Consider the following 22,580-nt stretch of genomic DNA (forward strand, 5'->3'; position numbering starts at 1 on the left):
TCGGGCGTGGTCAGACGTTCTGGCCGGACTGCAGCTGAGGCAGCACCTGCTTGATGTCGTCGATCGGGATGGCGAAGCCGAGGCCGACGCTGCCGGCCGAGCCGCCGTCGGCCGTGGCGCTCGATCCGCTCGGCGAGTACATCGCCGAGTTGATGCCGATGACCTGCCCGGAGGCGTTGATCAGCGGGCCGCCGGAGTTGCCCGGGTTGAGCGCGGCGTCGGTCTGGAACGCCTGGTAGGTGGCGGTGCTGCCGCCGTTCTGCGGGGTGTTGCCGCGGAGTCCGGGCAGGTCGGGGAGGCCGAAGCCGCCGTTGCCGCTGGTGGTGCCCTCGTCGAGCTGGACGGTGACCTCGCGGTGTTCGGCGCTGATGATGCCGGAGGTGACGGTGCCGGTGAGGCCCTCGGGGTTGCCGATGGCGACGACCGGGTCGCCGACGGAGACGGCGGCGGAGTCGCCGAGCACGGCCGGGGTGAGCTGCTTGGCGCCGCTCGCGGTGATCACGGCGGCGTCCAGGCTCTTGTCGGTGCCGGTGAGGGTGGCGGTGGCGGTCGAGCCGTCGTGGAAGGTGACGGTGATCCGGCCGCCGTCGGCCGCGCCGGAGACCACGTGGTAGTTGGTGAGGATCTGGCCCCCGGCGGTGAGGACCACGCCGGTGCCGGTGGCGGTGCCGTTCGCGGTCCGGACGCTGATCTGGACGACGCTGGGGGAGACGGCGGCGGCGACGGCGGCGACGTCGGCGCTGCCGTCGGAGCGGGCGGCGACCGGGCTGGCCACGGTGCCGGTGCGGCTCACGGAACCGTGGTCCTGGGCGGCGACGACGCCGCCGGTGACCCCGCCGAGCACGGCGGCGACCGCGGCGACGGCGGTGACCAGGGCGAGCCGTCCGCGCAGCAGGCCGCGGCGGGCGCGGTGGCCGGGGCCGTCGGCGGGGGCGGCCGGCTCGGGCGGGAACGGCGGGAGCGGGGGAGGGGGCGGGGTGCCGGCGGCGGGGTGGGCGGCGCTGCCGTACCCGGTGCTGCCGTGCTCGGTGGCCGCGGCGGCCCCGGTGCCCTCGTGACCGGTGCTCTCGTACCCGGCGCGCTCGTACCGGCTGCCGCCGAGGACGGTGCCCGGAATGACCCGGTCCTCGCGGGACCCGGCCGGGGGCTCGGACGGTCCGTCGTACGGGCCGTCGGTGCGGTGCTGCCACTGCTGGTGATCGCTCATGGCCATCAAGCTCCGCCCGGTGGATGAGAATCCGGTGAGAGCGCGGTCAGAAGGATCCGAGAAGCCCGTTGACTTCTCATAAAGCCTGGTCAGACCGGGACCGGCCTCAGGCGCCGGCACCGTCCGGGGAGCAGCCGCAGGAACGCCGTACGACCAGCCGCGACGGGAATTTGCGGACCCGCTCGGTGTCCGATCCGGGCACCATCAGCGAGTCGTCCAGGACGAGGTCCACCGCGGCCCGGGCCATCGCGTCGCGGTCGGAGGCGACGGTGGTCAGCGGCGGGTCGGCCAGCGCGGCCTCCGGCACGTCGTCGAAGCCGGCCACGGCGAGGTCCTCGGGCACCCGCAGCCCCACCTCACGGGCGGCCCGCAGGACGCCGATGGCCTGGTCGTCGGTGGAGCAGAAGATCGCCGGCGGGCGGTTCTCCGAGCGCAGCACGCCGAGCGCGACGTCGTAGGCGCCGTAGCGGTGGAAGGGCGCGTCGATCAGGTGCGGTTCGGTCGGCAGGCCGTGCGCGTCCATGGCGCGCTGCCAGCCCTCGACGTGGTCGATGACCGGGTCGCCGGGGGCGGGGGACTCGACCGGGCCGCCGAAGCAGGCCACGTACGGGTGCCCGTGCACCTCCAGCAGGTGGCGGACGACGGTCTCGGCGCCGCCCACGTCGTCGGTGACGACGGCGACGTCGTCGATCGCCTCGGGGCGGCGGTGCAGCAGGACGACCTTCGCCCCCTCCATGGCGGCGAACTCCTCGGCGGCCCGCTGGGAGGGGCCCTGGCTGACCAGGATCAGACCGGAGACCCGCATGCCGAGGAAGGCGCGGACGTAGTGGACCTCGCGGTCGTCGACGTAGTCGGAGTTGCCGATCAGCACCAGCTTGCCGCGCTCGGAGGCTGCCCGTTCGACGGCGTGCGCCATCTCGGCGAAGAACGGCTGGCGGGCGTCCGGGACGACCATGCCGATGAGGTTGGTGCGGCGGGAGGCCATCGCCTGGGCGACGCTGTTCGGCCGGTAGCCGAGCTGCTCGATCGCGGCGAGCACCTTCTCCCGGGTGGCGGGAGCGACCGGCCTCGGCCCGTTGTTGATCACGTAGCTGACGACCGCGGTCGAGGTACCAGCCAGTCGGGCTACATCGTCGCGCGTCACTTTGGCCACGGGGGGAGTCTACGCGTGTGGCGTGCGGCCGGGCAGTGGGGATCGCCCCTGTCGGAGGCCGTTCCGGGGGTGGTCGGCGGACGGGGTGGGGCGAATCCGGACAGGCCGGGCCGGGCGGTGCGGGGTGGGCCCGCCCGGCCCACCGGGTCAGCTCTCCAGGACCGTCGCCGGGCGACGGACGGCCTGGTCGGGGCGCTCGCCCCGGTCGGGCTTCTCCGGGACGACGAAGCGGTAGCCGACGTTGCGGACGGTGCCGATCAGGCCCTCGTTCTCGACGCCGAGCTTGGCCCGCAGCCGCCGGACGTGCACGTCGACCGTCCGGGTGCCGCCGAAGTAGTCGTACCCCCAGACCTCCTGCAGCAACTGCGCCCGGGTGAAGACCCGGCCGGGGTGCTGGGCGAGGTACTTGAGCAGCTCGAACTCCTTGAAGGTGAGGTCGAGCACCCGGCCCTTGAGCTTGGCCGAGTAGGTGGCCTCGTCGACCGAGAGGTCGCCGTTGCGGATCTCCATCGGGCTGTCGTCGGTGGTCACCTGGAGCCGGCCGAGGGCGAGCCGCAGCCGGGCCTCGACCTCGGCCGGGCCGGAGGTGTCGAGCAGGACGTCGTCGATGCCCCACTCCGCGGTGACGGCGGCCAGGCCGCCCTCGGTCACCACCAGGATCAGCGGCGAGCCGATGCCGGTGGAGCGCAGCAGCTGGCAGAGGCTGCGGATCTGCGGCAGGTCGCGCCTGCCGTCGACCAGGATGACGTCGGCGCTGGGGGTGTCGACCAGGGCGGCACCCTCGGCGGGCGCCACCCGGACGCTGTGCAGGAGCAGGCCGAGCGCGGGCAGTACCTCCGCGGAGGGCTGCAGCGCGTTGGTGAGGAGGAGCAGAGAACTCATACCCGGTAGTCCCCTTTCCGGGTCGTCGCGGTCGCGTTCCGGCTGCCGCCACAGCCGGATGGCGCACGTGCTGGTGAGGGGGAGGAGAGGGACGCCCGGTGGGAACCGGAGGACAGGCCGACGCGGGCGGCCGAACGGGGGGCGCGCCGGGGGTCCCGCGACCCGTGATGCACCGTTTCTGCCCTGTTCATCCCGCGAACCTTCCGGTCCTGGCCCGTTCCGGGCGGCGGCCCGGAGCCGGGGTTGTCCGACGCCCCTGCCGGGAACGGCACGTCGTTGTGCCGTGTGCGGCGGGGGCGGTTCCCGCGGACCGTCGGGGGTGGGCCGACGATTCGCACGAACGTCCGTACTGGCGTCCTGAAAGCACAAAAGGACCCGGGGGCGACTCTGCCCGGATCCCTCAGGGGTCGAGGATAGCCGACCGGTCCGCGGGCCGGGAGGGCCCCGGACCGGCGGTTCGGCCCTTTTCGGGCGCGCCCCGGGTGAGCCCCGACACAGCTTCGCGACGGCGCCGCCGGGCGCCGGGCCAGGGCGATTGCCGCTCGCGCGGGCGAACACGACATCATGGGACGCACATCGGCGGCCCGGTGCGCGTACACCTTTCGGGCGAGGCGCGGCCGCCTCCGGTGGTGGACCCGGCCCGGGGTACCCGGGAACGGGCGAGGACGACGAGAAGGGGTTGCCATGGGCGCGACCACCGGGCACGACCCGGCGGCCGCCGTTCGGGTGAGCGGAACGATCCGCTACTGGGCGGCGGCGAAGTCGGAGGCCGGGTTGGCCGAGGAGCCGTACCTGGCGGCGACCCTGGCCGAGGCGCTGGCGCAGGCAAAGGAGCGGCACGCCGACCGGCCGAAGCTGGTCCTGCTGCTCGGCCACTGCTCCTACCTGGTGGACGGTTCGCCGGTGGGTGGCCGTGACCACGCGACGGTGGCGCTCAGCGAGGGCGGCAGCGTCGAGGTCCTCCCGCCGTTCGCGGGCGGGTGAGCGGCGTGACCGGGACGAACGGGGCCCCCGAGGGCCCGCCGCGGCGGCAGCAGCCGCAGCAACCGCAGTACCCGTACGGGCAGCCGCAGCAGGACCAGCAGCCGCCGCAGGGGTACCACCCCCAGCAGCCGCCGTATCCGTACGCCCCGCAGCAGGGGCACGCGCCGGATCCTTATGCGCAGCAGGGGCTCGCGGCGCAGCCGCACGCCCCCGGGGCGGGCGCGCCGCCGTACGGCGGACCGTCGGGCCAGCCGCCGGGGTACCCGCAGCAGCAGGCGTACGGGCAGCAGTCTTACGGACAGCAGCCGTACGGGCAGCAGGGCTATGGGCAGCCGCCGTACGGGGCGGGGCCGGGTGGTGCTCCGGCCGTGGACGACGCCGCGACGGCGCTGCTCCCGCCGGTGCCGCCGCAGGACGACGCCGCGACGGCGCTGCTCCCGCCGGTGCGGGTGTCCGGCGCGGTGCCGCCGGGCGTTCCGGGTGCGCCAGGTGCCCAGCCGCGGGCCCGGCACGGCAGGCCGCAGGGCCAGGCCCCGGCGGCCGGCCCGTACGGGCAGGCTCCGGCGCAGCCCCACCACCCGGGCCGTGCCCCGGCCCACGCGCAGCCGCAGGGCCCGGCGCAGGCCCACGCGCAGTCGCAGGGCCACGCCCCGGCCCACGCGCAGTCGCAGGGCCACGCCCCGGCCCACGCGCAGTCGCCCGTGCCGGACCAGGGGCAGTCGCTCGACCAGCCGACCATGACCCTGAAGCTCCCGGAGCCGCCGGCCCCGGTGCTGACCGATCCGGCCGCCGCCCGTGCGGCCAGGGCGGCCCGAGCCGCCCAGAACGCGCACCCGGCGCCCGGCGGCCGCGGCGTCCCCGCGGCTCCGGCCGTGCCGTTCACCGCCCCGGCGCCGGTCCCGGCCGGTCCGGCTCCGGCCCCCGTGCCGGCTCCGGCGCCGCCCGTCGTCCGGACCGGTTCGCCGATCAACGACCCCGGCCTCCGACCGGCTCTGATCACCGCCGGTGCCGCCGCCCTGCTGGCCGGCGGCGCGGCACTCGGCCAGATCCCGCTCGCCCTGGTGCTGGTGCTGCTCCAGGGCCTGACGGCGGCCGGCTGGTTCCGGCTGAACGGCATGTGGCCGGCCCGGCAGGGCATCGCGCTGGCCGCGCTGTCCGGTGCGGTGGCCGACGTGGCGGTGCTGCTGGCCGACGCGGACGGCGGCATCGCGGCGGTGGTCGGCACGCTCGGCGGGTTCTTCCTGCTGGTCATGGTGCTGCAGACGTTCCGGCCGGCCGATCCGAAGGAGCGCTTCTACGCGCTCACCGTGCTCGGTTCGGCGACCGTGGTGACGGCGCTCTGCACGGCGTTCCTGCTGGCCGAATGGGTGCCGGCGGCGGTCGGCGCGGTCGCGCTGGCGACGCTGCTGGCGGCCGCGCCGCTGCCCGGCCCGAAGTGGCTGGGCCCGCTGCTGGGGCTGCTCGCGGCGGTGGGTCTCGGTCTCGCGGTCGGCGCCCCGCCGGCCCTGGGCGCGGCGGCCGGCCTCGGCGCGCTGATCGGCCGCCGGGTGGCGGGGTACGACTTCCCGTCCCGGTTCGTGCACATGACGGCGGGCGTGGCGCTGCCGCTCGCGGTGTCGGCGCCGCTGGTGTGGATCGCCACGGACCTGCTCGGCTGACCGCCGCCGCCACGGCGGCCTTCCCTACGACGTCCCGTCCCGGAACCATGCTCCGGGGCGGGACGTCGTACGGTCGTGCGGAGCGGTCGTACCGGACTACCCGGGTCCGCCGCGTGCGGACCGGCCGTCGTACGAAGGCGGCGAGGGGACGGCGCACCGCAGCGAACGACAGCGAACGACAGCGACCGGCGACGACGGGGGAGAGCGATGCGCGGCTGGCTGAAGGCGACCATCGGCCTGGTGGTGCTCTCGGGGGTGCTGGTGGGCGCCGACCGGATCGCCGTGGGGGTCGCCGAGGACGAGGCGGCCGACCAGATCCTGAAGAGCGGCCGGATGAGCCAGAAGCCGCATGTGTCGATCGAGGGCTTCCCGTTCCTCACCCAGGTCGTCTCGCAGAAGCTGGACGACGTGCGGATCTCCGCGGACGGCCTGACCGTCGGCGAGGGCAAGGACAAGGTCGCGCTGCACTCCTTCGCGGCGAAGCTCTCCGGTGTCGAGGTCAGCGACAACATGAGCAGCGCCACCGTGGACACGGGGTCCGGGTCCGGTCTGATCGACTACGCGGACCTGTCGCGGCTGCTGCCGCCCGCCTCGGAGCTGGTGCCGAACGCGGGTCGGCTCTCGCTGGGCGCCAACACCAGGCTGAGCCTCTCCTACGGCGGGCCGGGCAAGGTCAAGGCTTCGCTCGGGCCGTTCCCGGTCGGTGAGGCGTCGGTGCACAACAAGGGCAACACCGTGACGGTGGACGGCTTCCGGCTGAGCTCGATGGCCTCGCTGCTGGCCGGGCTCTCGGACCAGGCCATCGACCCGATCAGCTTCACCCTCGCGGCCCTGCCCGCCGGTCTGAACCTCGCCTCGGTGGCGCCGCAGGAGGACGGCTTCCGGCTGTCCTTCGAGGGCAAGGACGTCAAGCTCATCGGCTGACCGGCCCCCGCCGTCCACCGTTCCGCTCCGCGAGACAGGCTGTCCAGCGCCGGCCGCGGAGCGGTGCTGTTCCCGCCCCCGGACCGGCTCCCGGGGCGCCGTCGTCCGGGCCGTGGCCGGTTCCCGACGCCCATGGAAGGGTCAAATCCCAACATTCGAGCCATCTGGTCTCGGTATTCGATACGCTGATGACAGCGGGCCTCGGGTGTCCCTAGCATCGTCGGCATGAAGCGACGGACGGACCTCACGAAGCGGCGGGCGGTAGACCTGTGCCGCGTGGCCGCCTGTCTGTGTCGAATGCGCTGACTCGGCGTCCTGGTGGGGCAGTTGCCGCCCGCCGCCGATTTCTCCGGTGACCTGTGCCGGCCCCTCGGGCCGGGCGCGGCCGCCCGCACCGCATCTCCCCGCCCGCTCGTACCGTGAGCCGCCGTATGTCCCATCATTCGGACAGGAATTCGGACCGGTGTCCGACGGGCGACCGCACCCCCGCTGCGCCGCAGCACCCGAAGCAGCCACCAGCACCACCTTCCGCCAACCGCCCCCGGATGGAGAACACCACCATGAGCCGCAGCGACGTCCTGGTCGACGCAGACTGGGTCCAGGCCCGCCTGGACGACCCGAAGGTCGTCATCGTCGAGGTCGACGAGGACACCTCCGCGTACGACAAGAACCACATCCGCAACGCCGTCCGGATCGACTGGAAGTCCGACCTCCAGGACCCGGTCCGCCGCGACTTCATCGACCAGGCCGGCTTCGAGGCGCTGCTCAGCGCCAAGGGCATCGCCAACGACGACACCGTGGTGCTCTACGGCGGCAACAACAACTGGTTCGCCTCCTACGCCTACTGGTACTTCAAGCTGTACGGCCACGGTGACGTCCGCCTGCTCGACGGCGGCCGCAAGAAGTGGGAGCTCGACTCCCGCGACCTGGTCTCCGAGGTGCCGCAGCGCGCCGCGACCGCGTACACCGCGCAGGCCGTCGACTCGTCGATCCGCGCCTTCCGCGACGACGTGATCGCCGCCATCGGCACCCTGAACCTGGTCGACGTCCGTTCGCCCGACGAGTTCTCCGGCAAGCTGCTCGCCCCGGCCCACCTCCCGCAGGAGCAGTCGCAGCGCCCCGGCCACGTGCCGTCCGCGCGCAACATCCCGTGGGCGAAGAACGCCAACGACGACGGCACCTTCAAGAGCGACGACGAGCTCAAGGCCCTGTACGAGGCCGAGGGCATCGACCTGGCGAAGGACACCATCGCCTACTGCCGCATCGGCGAGCGCTCCGCGCTCACCTGGTTCGTCCTGCACGAGCTGCTCGGCCAGGAGAACGTCAAGAACTACGACGGTTCCTGGACCGAGTACGGCAGCCTCGTCGGCGTGCCGATCGAGCTCGGCAACTGAGCCGCCCGCTCCACCCGTAAGGCTGAAGGGAAGACAAGACATGTGCGGTGCGAAGGCCGGTGGGCCGGACCTGGCAGGAGTTGACGTGGCGAACGAGACGATCATCCAGGGTTCCGTGACCCGCGACGGCGAGCCGGTCAACGGCTACGTCCGGCTGCTCGACGAGGGCGGCGAGTTCACGGCGGAGGTCCCCACCTCGGCGACCGGCCAGTTCCGGTTCTTCGCCCGCCCGGGCAAGTGGACCCTGCGGGCGCTCATCCCGGGCCAGACCGTGGACCGCCAGGTGGTCGCCTCCCAGGGCAACCTGACCGAGGTCGCGATCGCGGTCTGACCGTCCACGACGGATCGGCGTCACCGAGGGCCCCTGCCACGCGGGGGCCCTCGGGCATACCGTGGACTGGTGCAGGCACGCCGGCGACACCGCTACTACTTCGCCATGATGGGCGTCTGCCTCGGGCTGTTCGTGCTGGCCTGGGGCGTCGTGCGGTTCTGGTCCGTCCCGGCCGCGATCGGCATGTGCGTGGTCGCGATGGTGATCCCGCCCGCCGCCGCGGTCTTCGCCAACAAGCGGGACCCCGAGGACGACTGGTGGAACGACCCGCGCTGGGAGGACCCGAAGTGGGACGAGCCCGGCCACGACCGGGACCGCCCGGACCGGGACCGTCCCGGGGGAAACCGTCCGGACCGCCCCGACCGCGGCGACCCGCGCGGGGATCAGTAGACGAGCGCCTGCACGCCGTCGGCCATGATCTCGCTGACGAAGACCTGGGCGCCCGCGATCCGGACACCCGCGACGGTGTCCTTCTGCTCGATCCCGCGCCGCACCGCGCACTGGGTGCAGAGGGTGACCGTGCCGGCCGCCAGGACCGACTCCAGCAGCTCCGGCAGCGGCGCCGCGTGCGGCAGCTCGAACTCGGCCGCGCGCCCGGGCAGGGCGAACCAGGCCGACTCCCCGGTCAGCCAGAGCGAGACCTCGACCCCGCTGGCGACGGCGACCGCCGCCACCGTGAACGCCTGCGAGCACCGCTCCGGCGCGTCCGCTCCGGCGGTGACCTTGATGACCAGCTTCTTCGACATGCCGCCACACTAGGGCGTGCCCCGGCGTCACGGCCCCGGCGGTGATCCGCGGGACGCGCCCTGAACCGCCGAGGTGGTGGGGCTCACCGAGACCCGTCGGTGCCCTCCGGATAGAGTGAGCGGCAGCAAAATCCACACACTGTCGCCGCCCTGGGAGCCCCCCGTGTCCGGTCTGGAAATCTTCTTCGACGGTCTGCTGGCCCTCATGGCCGTGCTGATCACCTGGTTCGCCGTCTTCTCGGTGATGAAGCTGTACCAGGGCCAGCGCTGAGCGACTGCCGTACGGTTGAAGTGATCCCGCACCGACGACAGCGACCAGGAACATGATCGAGATCCCCTCTGACCTCCACAAGGACGTCGTCCCGCTGGCCTTCCTCCTCGGCACCTGGGAGGGCGCGGGCGTCTACGCCCCCCTGCCGGGCGCGGACGGCCAGGACACCGAGAAGTGCAACTTCGGCCAGGAGATCGTCATCCGCCACGACGGACGGCCCTTCCTGGAGTTCCGCTCCCGCACCTGGGTGCTGGACAACGAGGGCGAGAAGGTCCGTCCGCTGGAGAACGAGCACGCCTTCTGGCGTGTCACCAGCAACCAGCACGGCGCCAGCGGTGCCCGCGGGATCGAGATCTCCTCCGTCCGCGACGACGGCACGGTGGAGATCTGGTACGGCGAGCTGGCCGACGGCAAGCCGCAGATCGACGTCTCCACCGACGCGGTGGCCCGGATCGAGGGCTCGCCGGAGTACTCGGGCGGCAAGCGGCTCTACGGCTTCGTCAACGAGGAACTGCTCTGGGTCGGCGAGAAGGCCGCCCCGAACGTCCCGCTGCGTCCGTACATGTCCGCCCAGCTGAAGAAGGTGCTCTCGCCGGCTCAGCTGATCAAGGACATCAACGACCTGCCGGACGACGGCATCGCGTTCTTCAAGTAGGAAGCGCGCGGCGCCCGTCGCGGCGCACAGGTACGGATACAGGTGCAGGGACCGGCCCGTCGGCCGGTCCCTACACTTGTTCCAGGACCCCCGACGTTTGGCAGGGAACAGGACCGTGGCGGACACCGGCACCACCGACTGGCAGCTCTCCGGCGACTGGAAGGCCGACCTGCGCGAACGCGGCTACCGGCTCACCCCGCAGCGCCAGCTCGTCCTGGAGGCGGTCGACGCGCTCGACCACGCCACCCCGGACGACATCCTCTGCCACGTCCGGCGGACCGCCAGCGGCGTCAACATCTCCACCGTCTACCGGACCCTGGAGCTGCTGGAGGAACTCGGCCTGGTCTCGCACGCCCACCTCGGCCACGGCGCCCCGACCTACCACCTGGCCGGCCGCCACCACCATCTGCACCTGGTCTGCCGGGACTGCGAGCAGGTCACCGAGACCGGCACCGAGATCGCCCAGCCGCTGATCGACAGCCTGCGCGCCGCGCACGGCTTCGACACCGACCTCAAGCATTTCGCCATCTTCGGCCGCTGCGCCGACTGCTCCGCGAAGCGCGCCGCCGAGCGGTCGTAAGCTTGCCGGTATGACCGGTCTGAAGAGTCCGCTGCTTGCGTTGCCCGGAGCCGTTGCCGCCGAGGGAGCCGACGAGGGCGTCGCCGCCCATTACGGCGACCTCTTCCGCGAGCAACGCGACCTCGCCCGGGGGACGGGCTTCGTCGACCTCTCGCACCGCGGCGTGCTCACCGTCACCGGCGACGACCGGCTGACCTGGCTGCACCTGCTGCTCACCCAGCACGTCAGCGCGCTGCCCTCGGGGCAGGCCACCGAGGCGCTGGTGCTGTCCCCGAACGGGCACGTCGAGCACGCCCTCTACCTGGTCGACGACGGCACCACCACCTGGGCGCACGTCGAACCGGGCACCCAGCAGGCGCTGATCGCCTACCTGGAGAGCATGAAGTTCTTCTACCGGGTCGAGGTGGTCGACGCGACCGCCGACTACGCGGTGGTCCACCTGCCGGCCGGCTCGACCGCCTCCGCCGAGGGCGCGGCCGCCGTCCGCGAGCTGACCCACGGGCGGGACCTCTTCCTGCCCCGGGCCGAACTGGCCGGGCTGACCGCGGGCTACGGCCCGGCGGCCGGTGTCTGGGCGTACGAGGCGCTGCGGATCGAGGGCCACCGGCCGCGGCTCGGCTTCGAGACCGACCACCGGACCATCCCGCACGAGGTGGACTGGCTGGGCACCGCCGTCCACCTGCAGAAGGGCTGCTACCGGGGCCAGGAGACGGTGGCCCGGGTGCACAACCTGGGGCGGCCGCCGCGCCGGCTGGTCTTCCTGCACCTGGACGGCACCGAGGAGGTGCTGCCCCCGCACGGGACCGAGGTGCGGCTCGCCTCGGACCCGGACGGGCGGGCGCTGGGCTTCGTGACCTCCTCGGCGCGCCACCACGAGCTCGGGCCGGTCGCGCTGGCGGTCGTGAAGCGGAACGTGCCGGTGGACGCGGTGCTGCTGGCCGGCACGGTGCCGGGGACGCAGGACGTGATCGTCCCGCAGTAGCGCGGGCCCGGCGGGGTGCGGCGGGTCCGGCGGAGGTCCGGCGGGGTCCGGCCCCGCGGGACCGTCGGGCCTCGGGCCTTCAGACCTCGACCAGGACGGTGAACGGGCCGTCGTTCACCAGCGCCACCTTCATGTCGGCGCCGAACCGCCCGGTCCCGACCTCGGCGCCGAGCGCGCGCAACTGGGCGACCACCTCGTCCACCAGCGGCTCGGCGACGGGGCCGGGCGCGGCGGCGTTCCAGGTGGGCCGGCGGCCCTTGCGGGCGTCGCCGTAGAGCGTGAACTGGCTGATGACCAGCAGCGGCGCCGCGATGTCCGAGCACGACCGCTCGACGCCGTCCGCGCCGGCGGGCAGCAGCCGCAGGGTCCAGAGCTTGCGGGCGAGCTGGGCCGCCTTGGCGGGGGTGTCGTCATGGGTGACGCCGACCAGGGCGCAGAGCCCGGGCCCCTCGATCGCGCCGACGGTCTCCCCGGCGACCGTGACCCGGGCCTCGCTCACTCGCTGCACCACTGCTCGCATGCGGTCATTGTGCCGGAGGCGGTGGGGGCGCGAGCAGGCCCCCCATGGGCGCTCGTCGACCTGGCGCGCGCCGGGTAGCGTGCGCCTGCGCGCTCCTTGGCGCCGCTCTTGCTGCGAAAAGCTTCGGTCGTATCAGCCACCCCTCTTCGCCAGGGGGCCGTTCGGGTGCACGGGCGGTGCGGCGGCGGCGGGCGGGGTGGCACGCTGGGGGACCGTACAAGGGCGGATCCGGCCGTCCGCCGCGTCATGCGGAGGGAGCCGGACACGTCCGTGGTCCGGGGCGCCGAAGGTCCGCCGCGCCCGGGCCCGGTTCGGCCGGGCGGTCGAGCCGGTAGGTCAGGCGTTCTGGTCGTGTCGCCCCGGTGGGTGGCCGCGGCCGGGGGAGGGAACCATCGCGGGCGTCCGGGCGTGCCTCCGGACGGGAACGCGCCGACGGCGCGCGCGGCGGTGACGGGCCGGACCGGCGGCAGACGACGGGGTGCCGCGAGCGGGCGGGATCGGGACGACGGCAGGTGGGTTGGTTGATGGACGCGATCGGCACGGCACAGGACCGGTACGAGCGGGCGCCCGAGGACTCCGGGGCGGGGCCCGACCTCGGGCGGCTGGGCCTGGACCAGCTGCGGGTCCTGCGCCGGGAGACGCTGGAGCAGGAGGAGGACCTCTCCTACCTGCGGCGGCTGCTGCACGGCCGGATGGACATCCTGCTGGCCGAGCTGGACCGCCGGCCCGACGGCGGCACGGCCCGCCCGGTGGACCCGGCGGACCCGGCCGGGGCCCTGCTGGAGCGGTTGCCGGCCATCCTGACGGACGCGGCGCCGACCGTCCGCCGCTCGGCCCGGCACGTCACCCTGGGGCCGCCGCGGGGGCAGCAGTCCCAGCTGGAGGCGGACACCTTGATGGGGGACGTGCAACTGGCCGACCTGGCCGCGCACCCGGTGACGGAGCTGCTGGCGGCGCTGGAACGGCTGCGCGCCCACGAGCGCGAGGTGTCCGGGCGGCGGCAGCTGCTGCTGCGGACGGCGGACGGCTGCAACGCCGAGATCACCCGCAGGTACCGTGATGGGGAAGCACGGGTCGAGGACCTGCTCGCAGGCGGCCCGCTCTGATCGGACGAGGCACCCGGGGGCGGGGACGGGCCCGGCTCGCCCCCGGCCCACCCTCACCTCCGGAAGGCTCTTCGCCATGTCCAACCCCGCCCTGCCCGTGCTCGCCGAGGTCGTCCGCTCGGGCTTCGTCGAGGGCCGGCACCACGGCTCCCTGGTCCTGCTCGCCGCCGACGGCTCGGTCGAGTTCGCCCTGGGCACGCCCGACGCCCCGGTGTTCCCCCGCTCCTGCGCCAAGCCCTTCCAGGCGGTGGCCACCCTGCGGGCGGGGCTGGCGCTGAAGGGCGAGCTGCTGGCGCTGGCGGCGTCCAGTCACTCCGCAGAATCGTTTCACCTTGCCGGTGTGCGGCGGATACTGGCCGATGCCGGCCTGGACGAGTCCGCCCTGCGGACGCCGGCAGACCTTCCGCTGGACGCGATGGAGGCCGAACTGCACCTCCGCTGGGGCGGTGACCACGAGCCGGTGCTGATGGACTGCTCCGGCAAGCACGCCGGCTGGCTGGCCGCCTGTGTGGCCAACGACTGGCCCACCGACAGCTACCTCGACCCGGCGCACCCGATCCAGCGGCTGGCCCAGGAGGCCCTGGAGGAGGCCGTCGGCGAGACCTCCGCGCACGCCGGGGTGGACGGCTGCGGCGCGCCGCTGCTGGCCGTCAGCCTGACCGGCCTGGCCCGCGGCTACCGCTCGCTGCTGCTGGCGGAGCCCGGCACCCCGCAGCGCCGGGTGGCCGACGCGATGCGCGCGCACCCCGAGTACGTGGCCGGCACCCGCCGCGCCGACACCCGGCTGATGCGGGCGGTGCCGGGCGCGCTCGCCAAGATGGGCGCCGAGGCCGTCCAGGCGGTCGCGCTGCCGGACGGCCGGGCGCTGGCCTTCAAGATCGAGGACGGTGCGGAGCGGGCCCGCGGCCCGGTCCTGGCCGCCGCCCTGCGCCGGCTCGGGGTCACCACCGAGGACGGCACCCTCGACCGGATCGCCGCCGCGCCGCTGCTGGGCGGCGGCCTTCCGGTGGGCGAGGTCCGCGCGGCGTTCTGAGTTGTCGCCCGCTCGCCTCCGGGGCGCTTCTGCCCGGTGCCGACGGTCGCGCTCCGAGGCCCCTTCGTTCCTCAGGGACCTCCTCGCCGCTCCCTTTCGGCACCGGCGCGCCCCTTCGGCTCGGGGCGGGAGTCGCCCGCTCGTGGGTGAAGGGGCCCCGGGACGGGACGCCCGGTCCGGGGCCCCGCCCCGCTCCGTCCGGCGGTTGCCGGAGTGCGGACGGGCGGGGCCCGGTGCACGGTGGACCGGGGGCCGTCGCACAGCTGAGGGAGTCCGTCATGAGCGAGCACGTGTACCGGGTGACCGAGATCGTCGGGTCCTCGACCGAGAGCGTCGACGCCGCGATCCGCAACGGCGTGGACCGGGCCTCCCGGACCCTGCGCAACCTCGACTGGTTCGAGGTCACGCAGATCCGGGGGCATCTCGCGGACGGCGGGGTCCAGCACTTCCAGGTCGGCCTGAAGATCGGCTTCCGGCTCGACGACGAGAGCTGACGAGAGCTGACGAGAGTGGGCCGGAGACGACCGGAGCCGACGAGGGCTACCGGCGCTCCGGCAGCACCAGCGGCGCGCCCGTCCGCGGATGCGGCAGCACCTCGACCGGGTGTCCGTACACCTCGCTGAGCAGCGGCGCCCGCAGCACCTCCGACACCGGCCCGTCGGCGACGGTGGCGCCGTCGGCCAGCAGTACCACCCGGTCCGCGTAGGCCGCCGCCAGCGACAGGTCGTGCAGGACGACGACCACGCCGTCCCCGGCGGCGGCCCGGGTCCGGGCGAGGCGCAGCACGAGCTCCTGGTGCCGCAGGTCGAGCGCGGCGGTGGGTTCGTCCAGCAGCAGCAGGGCCGCGCGCTGGGCGAGCACCCGGGCCAGCGCGACCCGGGCCCGTTCGCCGCCGGAGAGGGCGGTGAACGGCCGTCCGGTGAACGCGGCGGACTCGGTGACGGCCATGGCCTCGGCGACCACCCGTTCGTCCTCCTCGGCGGCGGCGGTGCCGGCCCAGGGGGCGCGGCCCATCCGGACCACCTCGTCGGCGGGGAACGGGAAGGACAGCGCGGCCGCCTGCGGGAGCAGCGCGCGCCACCGGGCGAGGTCGAGGGGCCGGTAGTCGGCCAGCGGGCGGCCGTCCAGCCGGACTTCGCCCGCGCTCGGGACGAGGTCGCCGGCGAGCACGGAGAGCAGGGTGGACTTGCCGGCGCCGTTCGGTCCGAGCAGGGCGACCACTTCCCCGGCGGTGACCCGGACGTCCGCGCCGGCCAGCAGTTCGCGTCCGCCGAGGGTGAGTCGGACGGCCTTGGCGGTGAGCAGTTCGGTGCCCGGGGCGGGGCGTGCGGGCACCTCGGGGCGGTTGCGCGGTCCGAGCCTCATGCCCAGCCTCCCTGCTTGGTCCTGGTGCGGCGCAGCAGCCAGAAGAAGAACGGGCTGCCGATCAGCGCGGTGAGTACGCCGAGCGGGAGTTCGGCCGGTTCGGCGAGGGTGCGCGCGGCGAGGTCGGCGGCGACCAGGACGAGTGCGCCGGCCAGCGCGGAGGCGGGCAGCAGGAAGCGGTGGCCCGGTCCGGCGAGCATCCGCAGCAGGTGCGGGACGACCAGGCCGACGAAGCCGATGATGCCGCTGACCGCGACCGCGGCGGCGGTGAGCAGGGCGACGACGGTGATCAGCACCAGCCGCATCCGCTCGACGTCCACGCCGAGGTGCCGGGCGGGCCGTTCGCCGAGCGCCAGCAGGTCCAGCGAGCGGGCGTAGCGGGGGGCGACGGCGAGGCCGACGAGCGCGAACGGGAGTACGCCGAGGACCTTGCCCCAGGTGGCCTGGGAGAGCGAGCCGAGCTGCCAGAAGGTCACCTGGCTGATCGCGGCGGTGTCGGCGGTGAACAGGAACAGGCCGATCAGCGCGCCGCAGAAGGCGTTCACCGCGACGCCGGTGAGGATCAGGGTGACCACCTCGGAGCGGCCGCCGGAGCGGGACATCGCGTACACCGCGAAGACCGTCAGCAGGCCGGTGGCGAAGGCGGAGGCGGTCACCGTCCAGGTGCCGAAGGCGTCCAGGCCGAGCACGATGCACCCGACGGCGCCGACCGCGCCGCCGGAGGAGACACCGATGACGGCCGGTTCGGCGAGCGGGTTGCCGAACACGCCCTGCATCAGGGCGCCCGCGCAGCCGAGCGAGCCGCCGACCAGCAGGGCGAGTACCACCCGGGGCAGCCGGACGTTCCAGAGCACGGACTCCGGGACGCGGTCGAGCGCGTGGCCGCCGAGGCCGAGCCGGTGGCCGAAGGAGGCGAGGATGTCGCCGAGCGGGATGCGGTAGGCGCCGATCCCGGCGGCGAGCAGGGCGAAGAGCACCAGGGCGGTGGCGAGTCCGACGGTGAGCAGGGTGGTCCGGGCGGGCCGCCGCGCGGTCGTGGCGGCGCTGCCGCCGGTGGCGGCGGCGGTCACTTGGCGGTCCCGGGGTAGAGCTGTTCGGCGATCTCGCGGATCACCTGCGGGGTGCGCGGGCCGTAGCTGAGCAGCTGGCCGTCCTCGATCGAGACGATCCGGCGGTCCAGGCCGGCCGGGGTCTGGGCGACGCCGGGCAGTTTGAGCAGGCCGTCGACGCCGCCGACGGAGTCGAGGCCCTTGCTCATCACCAGGATCGCGTCGGGGGCGGCCTTGACCAGGGCCTCGCTGGTGAGCGGGGTGAAGTCGCCGCTGAGGCCGGCTGCGGTGCCGGCGTCCTCGCCGCCGACGGCGCTGATCAGCGAGCCGGCGCCGGAGGCCGGGCCGCCGAGCAGGTAGACCGAGGCGCTGCCGCGCAGGTAGAGGAAGGCGACCTTGGGGTGGCGGTCGACGGGGGGCAGGGCGGCCCGGGCCTCGGTGGTCCGCTGTTCGGTGCGTTCCTTCAACTGCCGTCCGGCGTCGGGGACTCCGAGGGCGGCGGCGACGGTGTCGATGCGCGGGCCGATGTCCTCCAGTCGCTTGGCGTCGTCCAGGACCAGGAGGGGGACGCCCGCCGCGCGGATCTGGGCGACGGCCTCGGCGGGGCCGGTGGAGCGGTCGGCGAGGACGACGGTCGGGTGCAGCGAGAGCACGCCCTCGGCGGAGACGTCGTGGGCCTGGGTGATCACGGGCAGGGCGGCGGCCTGCTGGAAGGTGGTGGAGACGTCGCGGGCGACGACCTTGGGGCCGAGGCCGAGGCTGAAGACGATCTCGGCCAGGCTGCCGTTGAGCGGGATGATCCGCTCGGTGCTGGTGACGGTGACGGTCCGGCCGTCGGCGGAAGCGGCGGTGGCGGGGAGGGCGGGGACCGGCGCCTCGGGCAGCGGTTCGACCGCGTCCGGGGTGCGTGAGGCGCCGGCCCCGGCGGCCGATCCGGCGCTGCCGGAGGCGGCGCCGCAGGCGGTCAGGGCGAGCAGCAGACCGAGGAGGAGCAGCAGGATCGCGGGCCGGCGGGCGGCCCTGGTTCGGGTGGTACTGCTGCTCAAGGTCGTTCCCTTCGATGGGAGTTGTCTCCGCCGGTGAGTGGGGTGCGGGGGTGCCCGGCGGGGCTCTTGACTCATATATTAGGTTAGCCTTACCTAAAGCTCGCAAGGGGGTCGGTCCCGTGCCGACCCCGAGTCCGCCCTGCCTTCCCCGTCGCGCCGAGGAGTGATCCGCGTGCCTCTGCCCCATCGGTTCCGCCGCCTGGCCGCCACCCTGGTGGCCGCCCTGGCGGCCCTGCTGACCGTCGTGGTCCTCCCCGGCCAGGCGGTGGCGGCCGAGGGCAAGGTGTCCGGCGGGCGGTTGGACTGGGGGATCAAGCAGTCCTTCCTCACCTACGTCACCGGTCCCATCGCCAAGGGGACCTGGGCGCTCACCGGGGGAGCGGCCACGGTGTCGGGCAGCGGCTTCCGCTTCCACTCGGCCACCGGTTCGTACGACCCGGCGAACGGCGCGCTGACGGCCGCGTTCTCGGGCGGGGTCCGGTTCACCGGGCACCAGGAGAACGGGGCGAACGCGCTCGACCTGAGCATCGGCCGGCTCACCTTCCGGGCCGCCGCGGGCGGCTCGGCCGGGCTGTACGCGGACGTCAGCAGCAAGTCCCGGGAGACCGGGCAGGTCAGCAACGCGAGCCAGGCCAAGCTGGCCGAGCTCTCGCTGGCCGGGGTCGACCTGCGCGGCGCGGCCGGGACCCTGGCGCTCAGCAACGTGCCGGCGACCCTGACCGACGCCGGGGCCAAGGCGTTCGGCGGCTTCTACACCGCCGGGACGGCCCTCGACCCGGTCAGCCTCTCGGTCAATCTCCCGGCGGCGGCTCCGAGTCAGCCGGCCCCGACGACCCCGTCGGCTCCGGCGGCCACCGCGCCCTCCCCGGCCGCGAGCACGCCCGCGGCCCCCGGCACGCCCGCCGCGCCGACCACGTCGACCGCGACGACCCCGCCCGTCACGCCGGAGAGCCCGGCCGCCACCCCGCAGGCCGCTCCCGCCGCCGAGTTCGGCAACGGCGCGCTCGACTGGGGCGTGCGCCGGACCTTCCGCGACTACGTCACCGGCTCGATCGCCCAGGGCCGTTGGGAGACCTCCGGCGGCGCGGCCGACGGCGGCGCGTTCTTCCGCTGGACGCCCGCCAAGGGCAGCTACGACCCGGCCACCGGCGCGCTCACGGCCGCCTTCACCGGCAGCGTCCGCTTCACCGGCCTGAAGAGCGGTGACGCCTTCGGCCTGGACCTCACCCTGGCCAACGCCGCGGTCACCGTGGCCGACGGCAAGGGCGTGCTGCGCGCCGACGTCTCCGGCCGCACGCCGGACGGCGGTACCCAGCAGCTCACCGGCGTCGAGCTGGGCACCTTCGACCCGGCCGGGCTGACCTCCGAGGGTGGCCTGCTCAAGGCCGTCGAACTCCCGCTCACGCTCACCGAGCCGGGCGGCAAGGCGTTCGGCGGCCTCTACCCGGCGGGCACCGCGATGGACCCGCTGAGCTTCGCCGTCGCGCTCGACCCTGCCGCCGCGCTCCCGCCGCTGCCGGACCTCGGCAGCGCCCCGGCCACCGCGCCCAGCCCCTCGGCCACGACCGCCTCGCCCGCAGCGGCGCCGGTCGCCGCCGGGACGGGCGACTCGGACGGCGTCCCGACGGCTGCCCTGGTCGGCGGGGGCCTGCTCGCCGCCGCCCTGGCCGTGGCCGCCGGCCTGTTCGTCCTCCGCCGCCGTCGCGCCACCCCCGCCGACGCGGCCTGAACCCCCCTCTCTTCCCCGCTCACCGAACGGAGTCCCCCATGTCCCGCAACCGCACCCGGATGGCCGCCCTGGCCGCCGTCACCGCCGGTCTCGGCCTGACCGCCTTCGGCGCCCCGGTGCTGGCCTTCGGCGCCGGCGCGCCGAGCAGCATCACCTACGACACCGGCGCGCTGGACTGGGGGGTCAAGGCCAGCTTCCGGAGCTACGTCACCGGGCCGGTCGGCCAGGGCGCGGTGGAGCTGAGCGGGGGCGCGACCACCAACGCCGACGGCAGCTTCCACTTCGGGCTGGCGAGCGCGAGCTACGACATGGGCACCCACGCCCTGACCTCGGCCTTCAACGGCGGGGTGCGGTTCACCGCCCACCACGGCGCGCTGGACGTGGGTCTGAGCGATCTGAAGATCACCACCGCCGGAACGACCGGCACGCTCACCGCCGACACCGCCTCCAAGGAGACGGTGGGCGCCCCCGAGGTCACCCGGCGCGACGACGTCCCGCTGGTGACCTTCACGGTCGGCCGGGACACCACCAACGGCGTGCCGACGGCGGCGAAGCTGACCGAGGAGGGCGCCAAGGCGTTCGCCGGCTTCTACGCGGGCGGCTCGGACATGGACCCGCTGTCGCTGCTGCTCAAGCAGAGCCCGGCCACGCCGTCCCCGACGGCCACGCCGACCGTGACGCAGTCGCCCACGGCCACCCCGACCGCTACCGGCTCGCCGACGGCCACCGCCTCGCCGACCGCCACCCCGACGGCCACCGGCTCGCCGACCGCCACCTCCTCGCCGACGGCCACCTCCTCCCCGTCCGCGACCTCCTCGCCGACGGCCACCGGCTCGCCGACCGCGACCAACTCGCCCTCCGCGACCGGTAGCCCGAGCACCACGCCGAGCGCCGGCGCCGGTGAGCTCGCCGTCGTCAACGGCACCCTGGACTGGCAGGTCAAGGAGAGCTTCCGCAAGTACCTGCAGAGCCCGGTGGCCAACGGCAAGGTCGAGTTCGCGGGCGGCGCGGCCGACTACCGCTTCTCCGGCGCCAAGGGTGCGTACAACACCAAGAGCCACGCGCTCTCGGCGGGCTTCGCGGGCTCGGTGCGCTTCCTCGGCCACCCGGGCGAGGGCGGCGGTTACCAGCTGGACACCACCTTCTCGAAGCTGGGCCTGAGCATCGACAAGGACGGCGCGTTCCTGACCGCCGATGTCAACGCCAAGTCCCTGGACGGCAAGACCACGACGCTGTCCGGCGCCCGGATAGCCGAGCTGGACCTCTCCAAGGCGAGCCTCGCGCCGGTCAACGGCGTGGTGACGCTGAACGCCGTCCCGGCCAAGCTGACCGCCGAGGGTGTGCCGGCCTTCGCCAACTACAAGGCGGGCGAGGCCCTCGACCCGGTCACCGTGTCGCTGGCCTTCGACAAGAACGCCCAGCTGCCCACCGGCCCGGCGGGCAGCGGCTCGGCGGGCGGCGCGGCCGGCTCCGTCGGCGGCACCGGAACGGGCACCGGCACCGGCACCGGGACGGTCGGCGGTTCCGGCGCGGGCACGGTCGGCGGCGCGTCGCTGACCACCGGCGGCTCCTCCATCGGCGGCTCCGGTGTGCTGGCCTCCACCGGTTCGGACACCCCGGTGGCCCCGATCCTGGCCACCGCGGCCGGCCTGCTGCTGCTCGGCGGCGGCGCCACCGCCCTGGCCCGCCACCGGAAGTCGCTCAGCGTCTGACACCCGGTCCGAAGTGCGCCGCGGCCCTCGCTCGGTTCCGAGCGAGGGCCGCGGCGCTGTGTGTGGGAAGTCGGCCCGGCCGACGTCCCACGCCGGGGCAGCTCGATGGGTTCGGAGAGGGCGGATGACGCTGTTTCACGTCCGTGACAGTTGCCGCACAGATCGGGGAAGCTCGGCTGAGAGGCTTCTCCCATCGCACAGAGCGCGAACAGCCGAACGGGTGGACGACAGTCCCCGGGGGGTGGTGGACACGGCTCTGGTGCGGCATCGCATCAGCACATCGTTCCCGGGGGATACACGACCATGAGCAAGGCCCTTTCGTTCCGCAAGTCCTCGTCCCGCATCGCGAAGCTCGCCGCCATCGGCGCCCTGACGGTCGGCCTCGTGGCCGCCGTCAGCCCGGCGGCCCAGGCGGCCTCTCGCGGAGCCGCGGGTCCGAAGGGGCTGAAGCACAACGTGCTGACCGTCAGCAACGGCACCCGGTACGTGCAGATCGACGGCAAGATCGTCGACTTCCGCACCGTCGTGCGGGACCTCTCCTGGTCCCCGGACGGCAACAAGGCCGTCTTCATCGACGGCTCGGGCAGCCTCAACATCTCCGACGCGGACGGCGGCAACCGGGTCGTCGTGGCCAAGAACCCCGGTGGGCAGAACTGGAACCACCCCACCTGGCAGACGGTCCCGGCCGTTCCGGCGGCGGAGGTGCCCGCCAGGAGCAGCATCACCTTCGTCGCCAGGAAGAACGGCGTCTCCCGGCTGAAGACCGTTCCCGCCGCGGCCGTCCAGGGCCAGCCGACCGATCTGAGTGTCTGGGGCGGCGAAGACGCCGCGCCCCTGCCGCAGACCGGCAACATCTGGCCGAACGCGGCCAGCAGGACCGGCACCAGCGTCTTCGCCAACGCCGACAACGGCACTGTCTACATCCGGGACGAGGTCCTGCGTTCGCAGACCGACGTGCTGGCCAAGGGTTCCGAGCCCGCGGTCTCGCCCGACGGCGACGACGTCGTGTTCGTCCGCTCGGTGCAGGGGCACGACCACCTCTTCGTGCAGGGCCGGGGCGACAGGACCGCCAAGGACCTCACCCCCAAGGCGACCACCGACTACACCGAGCCGACCTTCTCGCCGGACGGCCGGACCATCGCGGCCCGGACGCCCAAGGGCATCGTCACCGTCCCGGTCAGCGGCGCCACCAAGCCCGTCGTGGTCACCAGCCGGGTCGGCCTGCCGGCCTACCGCGGCTGAGACCGGCGAGC

24 protein-coding genes are annotated in these 22,580 nt (G+C 74.3%); 16 read left to right on the plus strand and 8 right to left on the minus strand.

All coding sequences use genetic code 11. The features are described from left to right. Positions 1-10 precede the first annotated feature (10 nt). The 3 genes from ACIQ9P_RS36585 to ACIQ9P_RS36595 form a co-directional block, all read right to left on the minus strand. On the minus strand, positions 11-1,207 hold the full coding sequence (locus tag ACIQ9P_RS36585; RefSeq protein ID WP_402366030.1) for a S1C family serine protease: 1,197 nt from the start codon (positions 1,205-1,207) through the stop codon (positions 11-13). A gap of 106 nt (positions 1,208-1,313) precedes the next feature. Then, on the minus strand, positions 1,314-2,360 hold the full coding sequence (locus ACIQ9P_RS36590; protein ID WP_402366032.1) for a LacI family DNA-binding transcriptional regulator: 1,047 nt from the start codon (positions 2,358-2,360) through the stop codon (positions 1,314-1,316). 147 nt (positions 2,361-2,507) lie between these two features. Then, positions 2,508-3,242 carry a response regulator transcription factor gene (locus ACIQ9P_RS36595; protein ID WP_402366034.1) on the minus strand — a complete coding sequence of 245 codons (735 nt, stop codon included), beginning with the start codon at positions 3,240-3,242 and terminating at the stop codon, positions 2,508-2,510. A gap of 684 nt (positions 3,243-3,926) precedes the next feature. On the opposite strand from ACIQ9P_RS36595, the gene ACIQ9P_RS36600 reads away from it, so the two are divergent. From ACIQ9P_RS36600 to ACIQ9P_RS36630, 7 genes are all read left to right on the plus strand, one after another. Continuing rightward, complete coding sequence (locus tag ACIQ9P_RS36600) at positions 3,927-4,226, plus strand: MoaD/ThiS family protein (RefSeq protein ID WP_402366036.1); 300 nt, start codon at positions 3,927-3,929, stop codon at positions 4,224-4,226. A 5-nt stretch (positions 4,227-4,231) separates the two neighbouring features. Further along, the gene (locus ACIQ9P_RS36605) at positions 4,232-5,884 is read left to right on the plus strand and encodes a hypothetical protein (RefSeq protein WP_402366038.1); all 1,653 of its coding nucleotides are present in this window, start codon (positions 4,232-4,234) and stop codon (positions 5,882-5,884) included. Between the two features lie 207 nt (positions 5,885-6,091). Further along, positions 6,092-6,808, plus strand: coding sequence for a DUF2993 domain-containing protein (locus ACIQ9P_RS36610; RefSeq protein ID WP_402366040.1), 717 nt, complete (start codon positions 6,092-6,094; stop codon positions 6,806-6,808). 225 nt (positions 6,809-7,033) lie between these two features. Next, a complete protein-coding gene (locus tag ACIQ9P_RS36615; protein WP_396325443.1) occupies positions 7,034-7,114 on the plus strand; it encodes a putative leader peptide in 81 nt (26 codons plus the stop codon). A gap of 254 nt (positions 7,115-7,368) precedes the next feature. Beyond that, entirely contained in the window at positions 7,369-8,202 is an 834-nt protein-coding gene (locus ACIQ9P_RS36620; RefSeq protein WP_402366042.1) for a sulfurtransferase, read from the plus strand. A gap of 40 nt (positions 8,203-8,242) precedes the next feature. After that, positions 8,243-8,533 carry a DUF1416 domain-containing protein gene (locus ACIQ9P_RS36625; protein WP_030397542.1) on the plus strand — a complete coding sequence of 97 codons (291 nt, stop codon included), beginning with the start codon at positions 8,243-8,245 and terminating at the stop codon, positions 8,531-8,533. Between the two features lie 69 nt (positions 8,534-8,602). Further along, a complete protein-coding gene (locus ACIQ9P_RS36630) occupies positions 8,603-8,923 on the plus strand; it encodes a DUF3099 domain-containing protein (protein ID WP_402366045.1) in 321 nt (106 codons plus the stop codon). Here the strand turns inward: ACIQ9P_RS36630 and ACIQ9P_RS36635 are convergent. Further along, positions 8,917-9,279: a DsrE family protein gene (locus tag ACIQ9P_RS36635; RefSeq protein WP_402366047.1), complete on the minus strand. Its 363-nt coding sequence runs from the start codon at positions 9,277-9,279 to the stop codon at positions 8,917-8,919. The two genes, ACIQ9P_RS36630 and ACIQ9P_RS36635, sit on opposite strands and share 7 nt — an antisense overlap. Positions 9,280-9,602: 323 nt before the next feature. Here ACIQ9P_RS36635 and ACIQ9P_RS36640 point away from each other — a divergent pair, with 323 nt between their 5' ends. The 3 genes from ACIQ9P_RS36640 to ACIQ9P_RS36650 all read left to right on the plus strand — a co-directional run bounded on the left by ACIQ9P_RS36640 (position 9,603) and on the right by ACIQ9P_RS36650 (position 11,767). Beyond that, positions 9,603-10,205, plus strand: coding sequence for an FABP family protein (locus ACIQ9P_RS36640; RefSeq protein ID WP_402366049.1), 603 nt, complete (start codon positions 9,603-9,605; stop codon positions 10,203-10,205). A gap of 115 nt (positions 10,206-10,320) precedes the next feature. Continuing rightward, a complete protein-coding gene (locus tag ACIQ9P_RS36645; protein ID WP_402366051.1) occupies positions 10,321-10,785 on the plus strand; it encodes a Fur family transcriptional regulator in 465 nt (154 codons plus the stop codon). 19 nt (positions 10,786-10,804) lie between these two features. Continuing rightward, on the plus strand, positions 10,805-11,767 hold the full coding sequence (locus tag ACIQ9P_RS36650) for a YgfZ/GcvT domain-containing protein (RefSeq protein WP_402366120.1): 963 nt from the start codon (positions 10,805-10,807) through the stop codon (positions 11,765-11,767). A gap of 79 nt (positions 11,768-11,846) precedes the next feature. On the opposite strand, the gene dtd is transcribed toward ACIQ9P_RS36650, so the two are convergent. Then, positions 11,847-12,287, minus strand: a complete 441-nt coding sequence (gene dtd / locus ACIQ9P_RS36655) for a D-aminoacyl-tRNA deacylase (RefSeq protein ID WP_402366053.1) — start codon at positions 12,285-12,287, stop codon at positions 11,847-11,849. Between the two features lie 524 nt (positions 12,288-12,811). Here dtd and ACIQ9P_RS36660 point away from each other — a divergent pair. The 3 genes from ACIQ9P_RS36660 (at position 12,812) to ACIQ9P_RS36670 (ending at position 14,920) form a co-directional block, all read left to right on the plus strand. After that, on the plus strand, positions 12,812-13,393 hold the full coding sequence (locus ACIQ9P_RS36660; RefSeq protein ID WP_402366055.1) for an ABC transporter substrate-binding protein: 582 nt from the start codon (positions 12,812-12,814) through the stop codon (positions 13,391-13,393). Between the two features lie 76 nt (positions 13,394-13,469). Further along, positions 13,470-14,426 (plus strand): asparaginase, encoded by a 957-nt coding sequence (locus tag ACIQ9P_RS36665; protein ID WP_402366057.1) that lies wholly within the window; start codon positions 13,470-13,472, stop codon positions 14,424-14,426. A 278-nt stretch (positions 14,427-14,704) separates the two neighbouring features. After that, complete coding sequence (locus tag ACIQ9P_RS36670) at positions 14,705-14,920, plus strand: dodecin (protein WP_402366059.1); 216 nt, start codon at positions 14,705-14,707, stop codon at positions 14,918-14,920. Between the two features lie 46 nt (positions 14,921-14,966). On the opposite strand, the gene ACIQ9P_RS36675 is transcribed toward ACIQ9P_RS36670, so the two are convergent. The 3 genes from ACIQ9P_RS36675 to ACIQ9P_RS36685 are packed head-to-tail and all read right to left on the minus strand — an operon-like array spanning position 14,967 to position 17,961. After that, complete coding sequence (locus tag ACIQ9P_RS36675) at positions 14,967-15,791, minus strand: heme ABC transporter ATP-binding protein (RefSeq protein WP_402366061.1); 825 nt, start codon at positions 15,789-15,791, stop codon at positions 14,967-14,969. Then, on the minus strand, positions 15,788-16,861 hold the full coding sequence (locus tag ACIQ9P_RS36680) for a FecCD family ABC transporter permease (RefSeq protein ID WP_402366063.1): 1,074 nt from the start codon (positions 16,859-16,861) through the stop codon (positions 15,788-15,790). The genes ACIQ9P_RS36675 and ACIQ9P_RS36680 overlap by 4 nt, the downstream gene beginning before the upstream one ends. Continuing rightward, positions 16,858-17,961 (minus strand): hemin ABC transporter substrate-binding protein, encoded by a 1,104-nt coding sequence (locus ACIQ9P_RS36685; RefSeq protein ID WP_402366065.1) that lies wholly within the window; start codon positions 17,959-17,961, stop codon positions 16,858-16,860. The genes ACIQ9P_RS36680 and ACIQ9P_RS36685 overlap by 4 nt, the downstream gene beginning before the upstream one ends. 97 nt (positions 17,962-18,058) lie before the next feature. On the opposite strand from ACIQ9P_RS36685, the gene ACIQ9P_RS36690 reads away from it, so the two are divergent. From ACIQ9P_RS36690 to ACIQ9P_RS36700, 3 genes are all read left to right on the plus strand, one after another. Next, entirely contained in the window at positions 18,059-19,615 is a 1,557-nt protein-coding gene (locus tag ACIQ9P_RS36690) for an HtaA domain-containing protein (RefSeq protein ID WP_402366067.1), read from the plus strand. Between the two features lie 38 nt (positions 19,616-19,653). Next, positions 19,654-21,327: an HtaA domain-containing protein gene (locus ACIQ9P_RS36695; protein WP_402366069.1), complete on the plus strand. Its 1,674-nt coding sequence runs from the start codon at positions 19,654-19,656 to the stop codon at positions 21,325-21,327. Positions 21,328-21,630: 303 nt separating this feature from the next. Further along, positions 21,631-22,569, plus strand: a complete 939-nt coding sequence (locus ACIQ9P_RS36700; protein WP_402366071.1) for a hypothetical protein — start codon at positions 21,631-21,633, stop codon at positions 22,567-22,569. The last annotated feature ends 11 nt before the right edge of the window (positions 22,570-22,580 follow it).

The sequence above is a fragment of the Kitasatospora sp. NPDC094019 genome (genome assembly GCF_044764505.1).
GTDB lineage: Bacteria > Actinomycetota > Actinomycetes > Streptomycetales > Streptomycetaceae > Kitasatospora.